Origin of the sequence: Isoptericola haloaureus (assembly GCF_036689775.1) — a bacterium.
Classification (GTDB): Bacteria; Actinomycetota; Actinomycetes; order Actinomycetales; family Cellulomonadaceae; genus Isoptericola; species Isoptericola haloaureus.
On sequence record NZ_JBAGLP010000116.1, the window covers coordinates 307,674 to 322,469 of the forward strand.

Here is a 14,796-nt window from a genome sequence, read left to right on the forward strand (position 1 = left end):
CCGGGTCCGGCCGGGACCGCTCGGGCGCGCGGGGACGAGGAGGAGGACGCATCACCCCATGGTCGCGTCCGGCGCGGGCCCCGAGGGGTCCGCCACGCCGTGACGGGCCGCCAGGTCCGCGAGGACGACGGGGCCGAGCTCGGTGACGTCGCCGGCGCCGACGGTCAGGACGACGTCACCGGGACGGGCCAGCTCCGCCACGGCGTGGGCGGCCGCGAGCCGGTCCTCGACCGGGCGGACCCGCCCCCCGGAGACCGTCGCGCCGGCCCGGTCGGTGATGGTCCGCGCCGTCACCTGCGGGTCGACGTCCTCCCGCGCCCGGTACACCCCGGTCACCACGACCTCGTCGGCGAGCGCCAGGGCCGCGGCGAACCGGTCGGCGAAGATCCGCGTGCGCGAGTACAGGTGGGGCTGGAACAGCACGACCACCCGTCCGTCGCCGGCCACCGGGCGGGCCGCGCGCAGCAGCGCCTCGACCTCGGTCGGGTGGTGGTCGTAGCTGTCGAACACCCGCACGCCCGCGACCTCGCCGCGCGGCTCGAAGCGTCGACCCGTCCCCACGAACGTGCCGGCGCCCGCCACGGCGGCCGCCGGCTCCGCCCCGAGCAGCACGGCGGCGACGACCGCGGCGGTGGCGTTCAGGGCGTTGTGCGCCCCCGGCACGTCGAGGTCCAGCACGTGGTCCGTCGCACCCAGGGGCCCGCCGGACACGACCGCGCGGACGGTCCCGGCACCGACGACGACGTCCCGCACGCGGACGTCGGCACCCTCCGCGGTGCCGTAGGTGACCACCCGTCGGCCGCCCTCGCGGTGCGCGGCGGCCAGCCGGGCCGAGCCGGCGTCGTCCGCGCAGGCGACGAGCGCGCCGTCGGGGGTGATCCGCGCGGCGAAGTCCCCGAACGCCTGCTCGAACGCCTCGTGCGAGCCGTAGTGGTCGAGGTGGTCCGCCTCGACGTTGGTCACCACCGCCACCGTCGGGGCGTAGTTGAGGAACGACCCGTCGGACTCGTCGGCCTCGGCCACCAGCACGTCCGCGCTGCCGGCGTGGCCGCCCGGCACGGTCCGCTCCCCCGTGGCGTCCCGCCGTCGGACCGTGCCCCCGATCGCGAACGAGGCGTCCACCCCGACCGCGGCGAGCACGGTGGCCACCATGGCCGAGGTCGTGGTCTTGCCGTGCGCGCCGGCGACCGCCACGGTGCGCCGCCCCTGCATGAGGGCGGCGAGCGCCTGGGAGCGGTGCAGGACCCGCAGGCCCGCCGCGCGCGCGGCGGCCAGCTCGGGGTTGCTCTCCCGCACGGCGGTGGAGACGACGACGGTGTCGACCCGCGGGGTGCCGTCCGGCGCGACGACGTGGTCGGCGTCGTGCCCGACCCACACGGTCACGCCGTCGGCCCGCAGCGCGGACAGCGCGGGACTCTCGACGGCGTCCGACCCCTGGACCGGGGCCCCCTGGGCGGCGAGCAGACGGGCGACGACGGACACCCCGGCTCCGCCGACGCCGACGAGGTGGACGCGCCCGAGCGCCGCGACGGCGGACGGGGCGCTCATCGGGCTGCCCCGGCGGCCGCCTCGACCATGTCGGCGACCCGGGCCGCCGCGTCGCGGACCCCGACCGAGCCGGCGGCCTCGGCCATGGCGGCCAGCCGTGCCCGGTCCTGGAGCAGGGCGGGCACCTCGGCCGCGACCCGCTCCGGGGTGAACGCGGCGTCGTCGATCACGATGCCGCCGCCGGCCCCGACGACGTCGCGGGCGTTCAGCCGCTGCTCGCCGTTGCCGATCGGCAGCGGGACGTACACCGCGGGCAGCCCCAGCGCGGCGAGCTCGCAGACCGTCCCGGCACCGGACCGCGCGACGACGAGATCGCAGGCGGCCAGCGCGTGCTGCATGTCCGACAGGTACTCGCGCACGTGGTAGCGGGACACGTCGTGGTCGCCGGCTAGCGCCGCCACGGCCTCGCGCACCTCGGCGTCCTTGCCCCGGCCGGTCAGGTGCAGCACCTGGATCCCCGCGTCCAGGAGCGCGGCGGCGGCACCCGTCACCGCCCGGTTGACGTTCAGGGCCCCGGAGGACCCCCCGGTGACCAGCAGCGTCGGCAGGTCGGGGTCGAGGCCGAGCGCGGCGGCCCCGCGGGTCCGGGAACCGGCCGGGTCCGCCCGGCGCTCGTCCACCAGGGCGGCGACCGCCGGGCGCAGCGGCAGCCCGACGCAGGTGGCCCCGGCGATCGTCGTGTCGGCGAACGTGGTGCCCACGGCGGCCGCCCAGCGGGAACCGAGCCGGTTCGCCAGACCCGGGCGGGCGTTCTGCTCGTGGATCACCACCGGCACGCCGAGACGCCGCGCCGCCAGGTAGGCCGGGGTGGACACGTAGCCGCCGAAGCCGACCACGGCCCGGGCGTCGATCTCGGTGATGGCGTCCTGCGCCGACCGCACGGCCGCGCGCAGGCGGCCCGGCAGCAGCAGCAGGTCCGGGCTCGGACGGCGCGGCAGCGGGACCCGGGGGATCTCGTGGAGCGGGTAGCCGGCGGCGGGGACGAGGTCGGCCTCCAGGCCGGCCGCGGTGCCCAGCACCCGGAACGACGTCTCGGGATCACGGGCCCGCAGCTCGTCGGCCACGGCGAGCAGCGGGTTGACGTGGCCGGCGGTCCCTCCGCCGGCCAGCACGACAGAGCGCACGGAGGAAGTCTTCACACGCGCAGACCCTACCGGCCCCGGCGGCGCGCACCGCCCAGCACGGTGAGCGAGCGGCGCACGACGCTCGGGCGCGCCGCCAGCGCCTCCGCGGCACCCGGCTCGGAGCGCGCGAAGCTGATGACCATGCCCAGGGCCGCCATGGTCGTCACCAGGGCCGACCCGCCGGCGGACACCAGCGGCAGCGGGACACCGATGACCGGCAGCAGCCCCAGCACGACACCGATGTTGACGAACGCCTGGCCCACGATCCAGCACGCCACGGCGGCAGTGGTGATCTTGACGAACGGGTCCTCGTGCCGCCGCACGATCCGCGCCATGGCGACCCCGAGCACCACGAACAGCGACAGCACGAGCAGGGTGCCGAGGAGACCGAGCTCCTCGCCGATGATGGCGTAGATGAAGTCGTTGTGCGCCTCGGGCAGGTACCGCCACTTCTCGCGGCTGGCCCCGAGCCCGACGCCGAACAGCCCGCCGGTACCCAGGCCGTACATGCCGTGCAGGGACTGGTAGCACAGGCCCTCGGCGTCGGTGCACTCGCCGTAGGTCGCCAGGATGCGTCCCATGCGGTTGGAGTTGCCGAGCACGAAGAGCCCGACGATCGCCGTCACCGCGGCGGCACCGCCCAGCGCGAGCATGCGCCACGGCGCACCGGCGACCCACAGCGCTCCCGCCACGAGCCCGGCGATGACCAGCATCGTGCCCAGGTCGTTCCCGGCGATGACCAGTCCCAGGACGATCAGCGCCCCGGGCACGGCGGGCACGATCGCGTGCGCCCAGGACCCGAGCAGGTGCTGCTTGCGCCCGAGCACGACCCCGAGCCAGACGGCCAGGGCGAGCTTGCTCACCTCGGCCGGCTGCACCGTGACGCCGCCGAGGGAGATCCAGCCGACGTTGCCGCCCTGCGCGCGCGCCAGCGCCGGCACGAGCGTCAGCGACTGCAGGACGACGGCCACGGCGAGGGCCGGCCAGGCCAGCCGCTTGTACCACCGCACCGGCAGCCGGGCCGCGACCAGCAGCACGGGCAGGCCGATGAGGGCGAAGCGTGCCTGCGTCAGCCCGGCGGCGTAGGGGGACTCGCCGGCGGCGATCGAGGTGACGGCCGTGCTGGAGAACACCATGACCAGTCCGATGAGCAGCAGCAGCCCGGTCGCCCCGACGACGAGGTAGTAGCTCGTCACCGCGGAGTTCCACTGCCCCAGCCACGGCCGGTCGGTGCTGCGCGTGCGCGCCGCGGGCGTGACCGCCATCGTGCTCCCCTACGTCAGGTCCTGCACCGCGGAGGCGAACTCCTCCCCCCGCGCGGCGTAGGACGCGAACTGGTCCATGGACGCGCCGGCCGGGGCCAGCAGCACGGTGTCGCCCTCCCGGGCGGCCTGCCGCGCCGCGGACACCGCGCGACGCATCACGCTGCCAGTGTCGCCGGGATCGATCACGCGGACCGGCACCTCGGGCGCGTGTCGGGCCAGTGCGTCGGTGAACGGCTCCGGGTCGGTGCCGATGACGACGGCGGCCCGCAGCCGGTCGGCCCGGCTCGCCACCAGGTCGTCGAAGGTCGCCCCCTTGGCCAGACCGCCGGCGATCCACACGCCGGTGCCGGGAGCGCAGGCGGCCAGCGAGGCGGCCGCGGCGTGGGCGTTGGTCGCCTTGGAGTCGTCGACGTAGGTCACCCCGTCGAGCGTGCGCACGACGGCGGCGCGGTGCGCGTCCGCGGAGAAGCGGCGCAGACCGTCGCGCACGGCCCGGGCCTCGACCCCGTGGGCGCGGGCGAGGGCGGCGGCGGCCAGGGCGTTGGCCACGACGTGCGGGGGCGCACCCTGCGGACCGCCCAGGTGGGCCAGGTCGGCGAGCGTTCCCAGCTCCGCGGCCGTGCGGTGCCGGTCGGGGGCGTCGGCGGCCGTGTGGAAGGCGCGGTCGACCAGCACGTCCTCGACCACGCCGAGCTGGCCGGGGCCGGGCGCGCCGAGGGTGAAGCCGACCGCCCGGGCGCCCTCGGCCACGTCGGCCTCGCGCACGAGACGTTCGGTGCGCGGGTCCGCCACGTTGTACACGCACGCCACCTGCGCGCCGTGGTAGATCCGACCCTTGTCGGCGGCGTACGCCGCGGCCGACCCGTGCCAGTCCAGGTGGTCGTCGGCCACGTTGAGCACCGCGCCCGCCTCGACCGTCATCGTGAGGGTGTGGTGGAGCTGGAAGCTGGACAGCTCCACGGCCAGCACGTCCAGGTCGGGGTCCTGCGCCGCGGTCAGCACCGGGGTGCCGACGTTGCCGACCGTCGCGGTACGCAGCCCGGCGGCGGTCAGGATCGACGCCAGCATCTGCACGGTGGTGGTCTTGCCGTTGGTGCCGGTGACGGCGAGCCACGGAGCCCCGCTGCGCAGCCGCCAGGCCAGCTCGACCTCGCTCCACACGGGGACGCCGGCCTGCTGCGCCGCGGCCAGCAGCGGGGTCGTCGGTGCCCACCCCGGGGAGGCGACGACGAGGTCGGACCGTGCGACCAGGTCGGCGGCCACCGCCGGGTCGGCCGCGTCCGCGCCGGTCACGTCCGCGTCCGCGGCACGGCCGTCCACGGTGGTCACCGTGCCGGCCCGGCCGGCGAGCGCCTCGACGACGGCGCGACCCGTGACACCCAGCCCGGCGACGACGACCCGGGCGCCGGCCAGGTCGACGTCGCGCGCCCGAGGGCTCAACTGACGACCCACTCGGCGTAGAAGATGCCCATGCCGAGGGCGGAGAACAGTCCCGCGATGAGCCAGAACCGGATGACGATGGTGACCTCGCCCCACCCGGACAGCTCGAAGTGGTGGTGCAGCGGGGCCATCTTGAACACCCGCTTGCCGGTCAGCTTGAACGAGCCGATCTGGATGATGTCCGACAGCACGATGATGACGAACAGGCCGCCGATGACGGCCGCGAGGATCTCGGTGCGCGTCAGGATCGACAGCGCCGCGAGCGCGCCGCCGAGGGCGAGGGACCCGGTGTCGCCCATGAAGATCTTGGCGGGGCTGGCGTTCCACCACAGGAAGCCGAAGCAGGCGCCCATGACGGCGGCCGCGACGATCGCGAGGTCCTGCGGGTCGCGCACCTCGTAGCAGCCGGGTCCGGCGGCCGCGAGCCGCTGGCAGGACTGGTTCAGCTGCCAGATGCCCACCAGGATGTACGCGCCGAAGACGATGAGGGACGACCCGGTCGCGAGGCCGTCCAGGCCGTCGGTGAGGTTCACGGCGTTCGACCACGCGGTGATGAGGAAGTTCGCCCAGATCACGAACAGGATCAGCCCGATGGTCGTCCCCGCGAAGGCGAGGTCCAGGTCGGTGTCCCGCAGGAACGAGATCTTCGTCGAGGCGGGCGTGCGGGAGTTCGCGTTGGGGAACTGCAGCGCCAGCACCGCGAACGAGATGCCCACGAAACCCTGGCCGACGATCTTCGCCTTCGCGGTCAGCCCCAGGGACCGCTGCTTGCGGATCTTGGTGAAGTCGTCCAGGAAGCCGACGAGCCCCAGCCCCGTCATGAGGTACAGCGCGAGCAGCGCCGAGGCGCTCGGCGGGCGGCCGGCCCAGATCATCGACGCCGCGACGCCCAGCAGGGTGGCGGCGATGATGACGACCCCGCCCATGGTGGGCGTGCCGCGCTTGGTGAAGTGCGCCGTGGGACCGTCCTGGCGCACGAACTGGCCGTAGTTGCGGTGCACGAGGAACCGGATGAACAGCGGGGTGCCCAGCAGGGCGACCAGGAGGGAGACGCCGGCGGCGGCGAGGACGGCGATCATCCGGCGACCTCCACCAGCTCGTCGGCCAGGCTCCACAGGCCGGAGCCGTGCGAGGCCTTGACCAGGACGACGTCACCGTCGGTGAGGGTCTCGGCCAGCAGCGAGCGCGCCGTCGCCAGATCGGGCACGAACACCGACTCCTCTCCCCAGGACCCCTCCTGCTGGGCTCCCTCGTGGATGTGGTAAGCCCCCTCGCCCACCACGACCAGCAGCTTGACGTTGAGCCGCACGGCCAGGCGGCCGATGGCGTCGTGCTCGGTCCGCGCGACGTCCCCGAGCTCGAGCATCTCCCCCAGCACGGCGACCGACCGCCGCGAGCGACCGGCCATCACGGCCAGGGTACGCAGGGCGGCCCGCATCGAGTCGGGGTTGGCGTTGTACGAGTCGTCGACCACCGTCACGCCGTCCGCCCGCTCGGTGACCGCCATGCGGTGCGGGCTCTGCGGCGTCGCCGCCGACAGCCGCTCGGCCACGACCGCCAGGTCGACGCCGAGCCGCAGGGCCGCCGTCGCGGCCGCGAGCGCGTTGGTGACGTGGTGCGCGCCGACGAGCCGGAGCGCGACGTCGGCGGTCTCGCCGCCGGCGCGGAGCGTGAACCGCGCCCGGCCGCCGTCGACCGTGACGTCCTGGGCGCGCACGTCGGCCGAGGAGATCGTGCCGAAGCCGACCACCTCGGTGCCGGGCTCGGCACGGTCGGCCATCGCCGCGACACGGGTGTCGTCGACGTTGAGGGCCACGACGCCGCCCGGACGCACGCCGGAGACCATCTCGCCCTTGGTGCGCGCGATGGTCTCGACGTCCCCGAAGACCCCGAGGTGGGCCGTGCCGACCGCCAGGACGATGCCGACGTCCGGGGGCGCGATCCGGGTCAGGTCCGCGATGTTGCCGGGCCGGTCGGCGCCCATCTCCAGCACCAGCAGGCGGGTGTCCGCGGTCGCCCGCAGCACCGTCAGGGGCAGCCCGATCTCGTTGTTGAACGAGCCCAGGGGCACCACCACGGCGTCCTCGCCGAGCTCGGGCACGAGCAGCTGGCCCAGGAGGTCCTTCGTGGTCGTCTTGCCCACCGAGCCGGTGACGGCGGCGACGCGGACCTCGGCGGCCTCGCGCAGGCGGGCCAGCACGGCCCGGGCGAGCTCGCCGAGGGCCGTCTGGACGTCGTCGACGACGACGCACGGCACGCCGTCGACGGCGCGGGCGGCCAGCACCAGGGACGCGCCGTCCCGGACCGCGGAGGCGGCGAAGTCGTGCCCGTCGACGTGCTCGCCGGGCAGCGCGACGAACAACGCGCCGGGTGACACCTGCCGGGAGTCGACGACCACGGGACCGGTGACGACGGCGTCGTCCCCGGCGCCGTGCAGCGACCCGGCGGTCGCGGCGGCGACCTCGGCGGCGGTGAGCTCGATCATGCGGTGGGGGTCCTCTCTGCGCGGGCGTGCAGCGCGGCGCGCGCCTCGACGCGGTCGTCCAGCTCGAGGTCCACGCCGCGGACCTCCTGGAAGGTCTCGTGGCCGCGGCCGGCGACGAGCACCGTGTCCGTGCCGGCGGCCTCCAGCACGGCGCGCCGGACGGCCTCGCCGCGCGGGGCGACCTCCGTCACGGTCACGGTGCGGCCGGCGGCCGCCGCGCTCTCGCGGGCCGCCTCGGCGCCGGCGCGCACGGCGGCGCGGACCGCGGCGGCGTCCTCGTCGTGCGGGTCGTCGTCGGTGATGACCACGACGTCGGCACCCGCGACGGCGGCCGCACCCATCGCCGGGCGCTTGCCCGGGTCGCGGTCGCCGGTAGCGCCGAAGACGACGGCCAGGCGCCCGGTCGTCGTCGGGCGCAGCGCCGCGAGGGCCAGCTCGAGGGCGTCGGTGTTGTGCGCGAAGTCGACGACGACGCGGGGATGACCGTCGCCCCCGGGGCCGACGACCTCCATCCGGCCGGGTACCCGCGCGGACAGCCCGTCCCCCGCCTCGAGCGCGGCCACGACGTCCTGCGGGTCGACGCCGGAGGCGAGCACCATCACCACGGCCAGCGCGGCGTTGGCGACGTTGAAGTGTCCCGGCAGGGACGTGGACGTCCGCAGGGAGAGCCCGTCGGTCCGGGTCAGGGTGAAGGCCGAGCCGGTGCCGTGCGGGACCACCTCGGAGACGGTCCAGTCGGCCGCCGGGGAGTCCGGCGCGGGCGCCGTGGTCCGGACGGTCTCGACCGAGACGGTGGCCGCGGCGGCCATGCGCTCGCCCCAGGCGTCGTCGACCACGACGACCCCCCGGCGCGCCCGGGCGGGCGTGAAGAGCTCGGCCTTGGCGGCGAAGTACGTGGGCAGGTCCCCGTGGAAGTCGAGGTGGTCCTGGCTGAGGTTGGTGAAGCCGGCGACGTCGTAGACCACGCCGTCGACGCGGTGCATCGCGATGGCGTGCGAGGAGACCTCCATCGACAGCGAGTCGACGCCGTCCTCGCACATCGCGGCGAGCACCGCCTGCAGGTCGGAGGCCTCGGGGGTGGTCAGCCGGCTGGGCAGCACCCGGTCGCCGGACCGCGTCTCGACCGTGCCGACGAGACCGCCGCGGCGTCCCAGGGAGCGCAGCAGGTGGTCGAGCTGGTAGGTCGTGGTGGTCTTGCCGTTGGTGCCGGTGATGCCGAACGTGGTCAGCCGCTCGGCGGGGGCACCGTGCACCCACGCGGCGACGGGACCGAGCAGGGTGCGCGGGTCGTCGGTCACGAGCACGGGCACCGTCAGGTCGCGCAGCCGGTCGGCGCCCGCCGGGTCGGTCAGCACGGCGTGGGCGCCGCGGGACACGGCGTCGGCGGCGAAGGCCGCGCCGTGGGCGCGCGCGCCGGGCAGTGCCACGAAGAGGTCGCCGGCGGCCACGGCACGGTTGTCGCTGGCGACCGCGGTCACCTCCGCCGCGGCGTCCGGGCCGGGGACGGCGGTGGTCAGGTCGAACCGGGCCACGAGGTCGGCCACGCGTCGCGGGACGAGCACCGCGGGCCGGATGCGATCGGTCGGGGATGTCACGGGGAAGAACCTACCTGGTGCCGGCTCGTCACCAGGTCAGCGGGAACAGGTCGGCCGGCTCGTCGGACGGCGGGACGCCGTCGGCACGCAGCACGTAGCCCATCAGCTCGCTGAAGACCGGAGCGGCCACCACCCCGCCGTAGATCGAGGACCGGGGGCTCTTGAGGAACACCGACACCGTGTAGCGGGGGTCGTCGACGGGTGCCACGCCGATGAACGAGGCCACGTAGGTGGTGCCGCCGCCCTCGAACATCTGCGCGGTGCCGGTCTTGCCCGCCACCCGGTATCCCGGGACCTGGGCCGCCGTCCCCGTGCCGTCCTCGGCGGTGACGGCCTCCATCATGGTCAGCACGTCGTTCGCGGTCTGCGAGGACACCACGCGCGTGCCCTCGTCGCGTTCGGCGGGGACGAGCTCGCCGGTCGCGGTGCGGGTGCCGGCGACCAGGGTGGCCGGCATGCGCACGCCGTCGTTGGCGATGGTCGAGAACACCTGGGTGGCCTGCATGGCGCTGACCGCGACGCCCTGTCCGAACAGCACCGTGTAGGGCGTGCGGTTCTCGATCTCGTCGATGTTCTCGTCGGGCAGGATGCCCGCGCTCTCCCCCGGCAGCCCGAGCGCCGTCCGCTGGCCGAACCCGAACTTGCGCAGGTAGTCGTAGCGCACCGCGAACGGGATCTCCTCGCCCATCATCACGGTGCCGGCGTTGGAGGACTGGGCGAGGATGCCCGCGAGGGTCCAGCGCTCGACGGGGTGCGGGTGGGAGTCGCGGAACGTCTCGCCGTCGACCGTGTAGCGGTCCGGCACCTCGAACTCGTCCGTGGGTTCCCAGTAGCCGCCCTCGAGGGCGGCGGCCATCGAGATGACCTTGCCGGTCGACCCCGGCTCGAAGACGACGTTCACCGCCCGCGAGCCGTCGGCGACGTCGCCGGAGGTCCCGTTCGGGTCGACCTCGCCGGAGTCGGCCATCGACACGACGTCCCCGGTCCGCAGGTCCTGGACGACGGCGATCGCGTAGCTCGCCCCGGTGTCCGCGACCGCCTGGTCGAGCAGCTCCTCCGCCTTCCACTGCACGTCCGAGTCGAGGGTCAGCTGGACGTCCTCGCCGGGCTCGGCGGGGACGGACTCCAGCTCGGACACCGGGATCCGGGCGCCGTCCCGGCCGCGCTCGTAGGTCAGCGTGCCGTCGGTGCCGTCGAGCACGTCGTCGAAGGTGGCCTCGAGACCGCCCACGCCGACCTGCTCGCTGTTGACGTGCCCGAGCAGCGGGCCGGCCACGGTGCCGGCGGGATAGGTGCGCTCCGACGTCAGGTGGGAGAACACCGAGCCGTACAGGCCGAGGGCCGAGACGGCGCGCTGCACCTCCGGCACGACGTCGCGGGCCAGGACCACGTACCTGTCCTCGCCGTTCAGCCGGGCACCGAGGGTGGCCTCGCTCTCGCCCAGGACCGGGGCCAGCAGCTGGGCGATGCCCAGGGCGCCGTCCTGCACGGGGTCGCCGTCCGCGTCGCGGCGGCCGTTGCCGCGGAACCCCTGGATGTTCACCTGGTCGGCCACGATCCGGTAGCGGTCCACGGACGTCGCCAGCACGCGCCCCTCGGCGTCGAGGATGTCGCCGCGGTGGGCCTGGGTGACCTGGGTGGCGAGCCGGGCCTGCTGGGCCGTGGACGCCAGCGCGGGTCCCTGGACGACCTGGACGTCCACCAGCCGGCCCACGAACACCGTCACCACGAGGGCCGCCAGGGCGATCAGCCAGCGCTGCCGACGCTCGGGGTCGCCGGCCAGGCGTCCCGGCGCCCGGGGCGTCCGCCCGCGGCCGGCCGTCGCCGCACCGCGCGACGCGCCCGCCGCACCGGCCCGGGCTCCCCCGGGTCGTCTGGTCTGCACAGCACGATCCTGCGCCCCCGACGGCCGTCCGCCGCGGCGGCGCACCGGGCGTGTCGGGCTCACGGCTGCTCCGCGGGCTCCGTGGGTCCCGGCACGACGGCCCGGTCGGCGGCGGACAGCATGGTCATCTCCTCGGCGGGCACCATGCCGAGCCGCTCGGCCTGCTGCGGCAGCGAGGCCTCGGCGGCCCGCAGCTCGGACCGCACCTCCTGGACGTCCTGCGCGACCAGGCCCGCCTCGCGCTGCAGCCGGGACATCTCGTAGGACCCGCGCGCCATCGTGGTGTTGAGCAGCAGCGCCGCCAGCAGGGCCGCGACCAGCACCAGGGCGCACAGCAGCATGAAGGGGACCCCGGAGGTGGCCTGCAACGGCGCCCGGACGGCGTCGAAGCGACGGCCGGCTCCTCCCTCGACGGCGCGCAGGGGCGCGCGGCGCGGGGTGGGCTCGCCACGGGGCACCGGGTGGACGGTGGAGGCTCGCAGAGCACTCATCGTGACTCCTTCCAGGTCGGGCCGAGCAGGTGGGCGGGCGTGGGTCGCAGTCGGCGGGCGGCGCGCAGGCGGACCGAGGCCGACCGCGGGTTGCGCTCCCGCTCGGCCTCGTCGGCCTCCTCGGCGCCGCGGGTGAGGGCCTCGAGGTAGGGCCGGTGGGTCTCCGGCTCGACGGGGAGGTCGGGCGGCGCGCTGGACGTGGTGCCGCGGGCGATGGCCCGCTTGACGATGCGGTCCTCCAACGAGTGGTAGGACTCCACGACGATGCGGCCGTCGACCGCGAGCACCTCGATCGCGGCGGGGACGGCCCGCTCGAGCACCTCGAGCTCGCCGTTGACCTCGATCCGCAGCGCCTGGAACGTCCGCTTGGACGGGTTGCCCCCGGTGCGCCGCGCGGCCGCCGGGATGGCGGCGCGGACCGCGTCGGCGAGCTCGGCGGTCCGTGCCCACGGCTCGCGCTCCCGCCGTCGGACCACCGCGCGGGCGATCCGCGGGGCGAACCGCTCCTCGCCGTAGCGACGCAGGACGCGGGCGATGTCCGCCTCGTCGTAGGTGTTCAGCACGTCGGCGGCCGTGATGCCCCGCGAGGGGTCCATGCGCATGTCCAGCGGGGCGTCCTGGGCGTAGGAGAACCCGCGCTCCGGCTCGTCGAGCTGGAGCGAGGAGACGCCCAGGTCCATCAGGACGCCCTGGACCGCGCCGTCGGCGTGCTCGTCGACGACGTCGGCGATCTCGTCGTACACGGCGTGCACCGGGGTGAACCGGTCGCCGAAGCGGGCCAGCCGCCGCCCGGCGAGCTCGAGTGCCTGCGGGTCCCGGTCGATACCGAGCACCCGGGCGGTCGGGACCTGCTCGAGCACGGCCTCGGTGTGCCCGCCCATCCCGAGCGTGCAGTCCACCAGGACGCTGCCGGGCTCGGCCAGGGCCGGGGCGAGCAGGTCGACGCACCGCTGGAGGAGCACCGGCAGGTGGCGGTCGCTCGTCGGCCGTGCCGCGTCGTCCGGTCGTTCGTCCACCACGGGCCCCTCCTTCCTGTCGCGGCCCCGCCCGACCAGGTCTCCCTCCGCGTCGTTCTGGCGCCGGGGAAGTGCGCCAGACCCTCGCGGGGAGAGGCCTCGCCGTGCGGGGCCGCTGCTGTGCTGGTGTCGTCGTCGGTCGGTTCAGAACTGCAGGTCGGGGAAGATCTGCTCGGCCACGTCGGAGTAGTCCGCCTCCTGCGCGGACAGGTAGCTCTCCCACGCACCGGCGTCCCAGACCTCGACCCGGGTGCCGGCGCCGATGACGGCGACGTCCCGGCCGAGGCCCGCGTACTCGCGCAGGTTCGCGGGGATGACCACGCGACCCTGCTTGTCCGGCACCTCGTCGCTCGCCCCCGACAGGAACACGCGCAGGTAGTCGCGTGCCTGCCGGCTGGTGACCGGCGCCTGCCGGACCTGCTCGTACATGCGGGAGAACTCGTCCATCGGCAGCAGGAACACGCAGCGCTCCTGCCCTCGCGTCATGACGAGCCCGGCGGCGAGTCGGGAACGGAACTTCGCCGGCAGGATCAGCCGTCCCTTCTCGTCGAGCCTCGGGGTGTACGTCCCGAGCAGCAGCCCGGTACCCGGGAACTGGTCCCCCAGCGCTCCTGCCACGGTCCGCACCTCCCCTCGGGCTCCCGCTTCCTCCACGCTACTCCACTTTCCTCCACCGGGCGCGCCGATTCGGCCCTCTTTCCTCCACCTGGGCATCGGCGCCCCGCGTCGTCGCAGGTCAGAGCGTCGGGGGTGAAGTGGAGGGCCGAGGCGCCACCGAGGCCCTCTCGGCGGCTGCGCACCCCGCCGGACGCGTGACCCGGGTCACGGACCAGGCGTGGGACCGGATAGGCTGCGAGGCGTACCCGCAACACCACCGGAGGCCGCACCGTGCAGACCGACCACGTCACCGGCACCCTGTCGCAGACGCCGCCCGACGGCGGGCAGGAGGCCCTGCGGGCCGGGCTGGGCGAGCTGGTGGCCACCACGGCCCGCGTGCGCGACCAGGTGGAGAGCGTCGTCACCGGACGCCCCGACCTGGCCCGGCTGACGGTCGCGGTCCTGCTGGCCGGGGGGCACCTGCTGGTCGAGGACGTGCCCGGCGTGGGCAAGACCACGCTCGCCAAGGCGCTGGCACGCACGATCGACTCCCGCGTCGGCCGGGTGCAGTTCACCCCCGACCTGCTGCCGAGCGATCTCACCGGCGTCAACATCTACCGCTCGACCACCGGGGAGTTCGAGTTCCGGCCGGGTCCGGTGTTCAACAACGTCGTGATCGGCGACGAGATCAACCGCGCCTCGCCGAAGACGCAGTCGGCGCTGCTGGAGTGCATGGAGGAGGGCCAGGTCACCATCGACGGGTCCACCTACGCCCTGCCGCAGCCCTTCCTGGTGGTCGCCACGCAGAACCCGGTCGAGATGGAGGGCACGTACCCGCTGCCCGAGGCGCAGCGGGACCGGTTCATGGCCCGGTTGTCGGTGGGCTACCCCGACAACCAGGCCGAGATGCGCATGCTCGACGCCCAGACGTCGGCGGACCCCCTGGAGCACCTGGAGACGGTCACCCACGCCGACACGATGCTGCGCTTCGCGGGCTGGATCCGTGCCGTGCACGCGGCACCCGCCGTCAAGCAGTACATCCTGGACCTGGTGGGACGGACCCGGGAGCACCCCGGGCTGCGCCTCGGGGCCTCGCCGCGCGCGTCGCTGCAGCTGCTGAAGGTCGCCAAGGCGCACGCCGCCATGGCCGGCCGGATGCACGTGCTCCCGGACGACGTCCAGGCGCTGGCGATCCCCGTGCTGGCGCACCGCCTCGTGCTGTCGACCGAGTCCCGTCTCGGCGGCCTCGACGCCTCCGGCATCGTCGAGGAGGTCGTCCGGCAGACCCCGGTGCCGACCCGCGCGGACGTCCCCGTCGGCGGCGCCGCCGCCCACCACCAGCCCCGCTGA

At 75.1% G+C, this 14,796-nt stretch carries 12 protein-coding genes; 1 reads left to right on the forward strand and 11 read right to left on the reverse strand.

Annotation, left to right across the window (positions count from 1 at the left end; genetic code table 11):
* Window positions 1-51 precede the first annotated feature (51 nt).
* The 11 genes from murC to mraZ all read right to left on the reverse strand — a co-directional run bounded on the left by murC (window position 52) and on the right by mraZ (window position 13,467).
* A complete protein-coding gene (gene murC / locus V5O49_RS06890; protein WP_332901579.1) occupies window positions 52-1,548 on the reverse strand; it encodes a UDP-N-acetylmuramate--L-alanine ligase in 1,497 nt (498 codons plus the stop codon).
* The gene (gene murG / locus V5O49_RS06895; RefSeq protein ID WP_332901580.1) at window positions 1,545-2,687 is read right to left on the reverse strand and encodes an undecaprenyldiphospho-muramoylpentapeptide beta-N-acetylglucosaminyltransferase; all 1,143 of its coding nucleotides are present in this window, start codon (window positions 2,685-2,687) and stop codon (window positions 1,545-1,547) included. Before murG ends, murC begins: the two co-directional genes overlap by 4 nt.
* A gap of 11 nt (window positions 2,688-2,698) precedes the next feature.
* A complete protein-coding gene (gene ftsW / locus V5O49_RS06900) occupies window positions 2,699-3,937 on the reverse strand; it encodes a putative lipid II flippase FtsW (protein ID WP_332901581.1) in 1,239 nt (412 codons plus the stop codon).
* A gap of 9 nt (window positions 3,938-3,946) precedes the next feature.
* Window positions 3,947-5,377, reverse strand: coding sequence for a UDP-N-acetylmuramoyl-L-alanine--D-glutamate ligase (gene murD / locus V5O49_RS06905; protein WP_332901582.1), 1,431 nt, complete (start codon window positions 5,375-5,377; stop codon window positions 3,947-3,949).
* Window positions 5,374-6,456: a phospho-N-acetylmuramoyl-pentapeptide-transferase gene (mraY, locus tag V5O49_RS06910; protein ID WP_278237146.1), complete on the reverse strand. Its 1,083-nt coding sequence runs from the start codon at window positions 6,454-6,456 to the stop codon at window positions 5,374-5,376. Before mraY ends, murD begins: the two co-directional genes overlap by 4 nt.
* Window positions 6,453-7,862 (reverse strand): UDP-N-acetylmuramoyl-tripeptide--D-alanyl-D-alanine ligase, encoded by a 1,410-nt coding sequence (locus V5O49_RS06915; RefSeq protein ID WP_332901583.1) that lies wholly within the window; start codon window positions 7,860-7,862, stop codon window positions 6,453-6,455. The genes mraY and V5O49_RS06915 overlap by 4 nt, the downstream gene beginning before the upstream one ends.
* Window positions 7,859-9,457, reverse strand: coding sequence for a UDP-N-acetylmuramoyl-L-alanyl-D-glutamate--2,6-diaminopimelate ligase (locus tag V5O49_RS06920; protein ID WP_332901584.1), 1,599 nt, complete (start codon window positions 9,455-9,457; stop codon window positions 7,859-7,861). The genes V5O49_RS06915 and V5O49_RS06920 overlap by 4 nt, the downstream gene beginning before the upstream one ends.
* Before the next feature lie 28 nt (window positions 9,458-9,485).
* Window positions 9,486-11,342: a peptidoglycan D,D-transpeptidase FtsI family protein gene (locus V5O49_RS06925; protein WP_332901585.1), complete on the reverse strand. Its 1,857-nt coding sequence runs from the start codon at window positions 11,340-11,342 to the stop codon at window positions 9,486-9,488.
* 59 nt (window positions 11,343-11,401) lie between these two features.
* Complete coding sequence (ftsL, locus tag V5O49_RS06930) at window positions 11,402-11,833, reverse strand: cell division protein FtsL (RefSeq protein WP_332901586.1); 432 nt, start codon at window positions 11,831-11,833, stop codon at window positions 11,402-11,404.
* Entirely contained in the window at window positions 11,830-12,849 is a 1,020-nt protein-coding gene (gene rsmH, locus V5O49_RS06935; protein ID WP_332901777.1) for a 16S rRNA (cytosine(1402)-N(4))-methyltransferase RsmH, read from the reverse strand. The genes ftsL and rsmH overlap by 4 nt, the downstream gene beginning before the upstream one ends.
* Before the next feature lie 144 nt (window positions 12,850-12,993).
* On the reverse strand, window positions 12,994-13,467 hold the full coding sequence (mraZ, locus tag V5O49_RS06940) for a division/cell wall cluster transcriptional repressor MraZ (protein ID WP_332901587.1): 474 nt from the start codon (window positions 13,465-13,467) through the stop codon (window positions 12,994-12,996).
* Window positions 13,468-13,764: 297 nt separating this feature from the next.
* On the opposite strand from mraZ, the gene V5O49_RS06945 reads away from it, so the two are divergent.
* Window positions 13,765-14,796: an AAA family ATPase gene (locus V5O49_RS06945; protein ID WP_405001154.1), complete on the forward strand. Its 1,032-nt coding sequence runs from the start codon at window positions 13,765-13,767 to the stop codon at window positions 14,794-14,796.

Excerpts from the sequence above, each read along its gene's own strand:
- murC (WP_332901579.1), bottom strand. The coding sequence starts at position 1,548 with ATGAGCGCCCCGTCCGCCGTCGCGGCGCTCGGGCGCGTCCACCTCGTC.
- ftsW (WP_332901581.1), bottom strand. The coding sequence starts at position 3,937 with ATGGCGGTCACGCCCGCGGCGCGCACGCGCAGCACCGACCGGCCGTGG.
- mraY (WP_278237146.1), bottom strand. The coding sequence starts at position 6,456 with ATGATCGCCGTCCTCGCCGCCGCCGGCGTCTCCCTCCTGGTCGCCCTG.
- V5O49_RS06915 (WP_332901583.1), bottom strand. The coding sequence starts at position 7,862 with ATGATCGAGCTCACCGCCGCCGAGGTCGCCGCCGCGACCGCCGGGTCG.
- ftsL (WP_332901586.1), bottom strand. The coding sequence starts at position 11,833 with ATGAGTGCTCTGCGAGCCTCCACCGTCCACCCGGTGCCCCGTGGCGAG.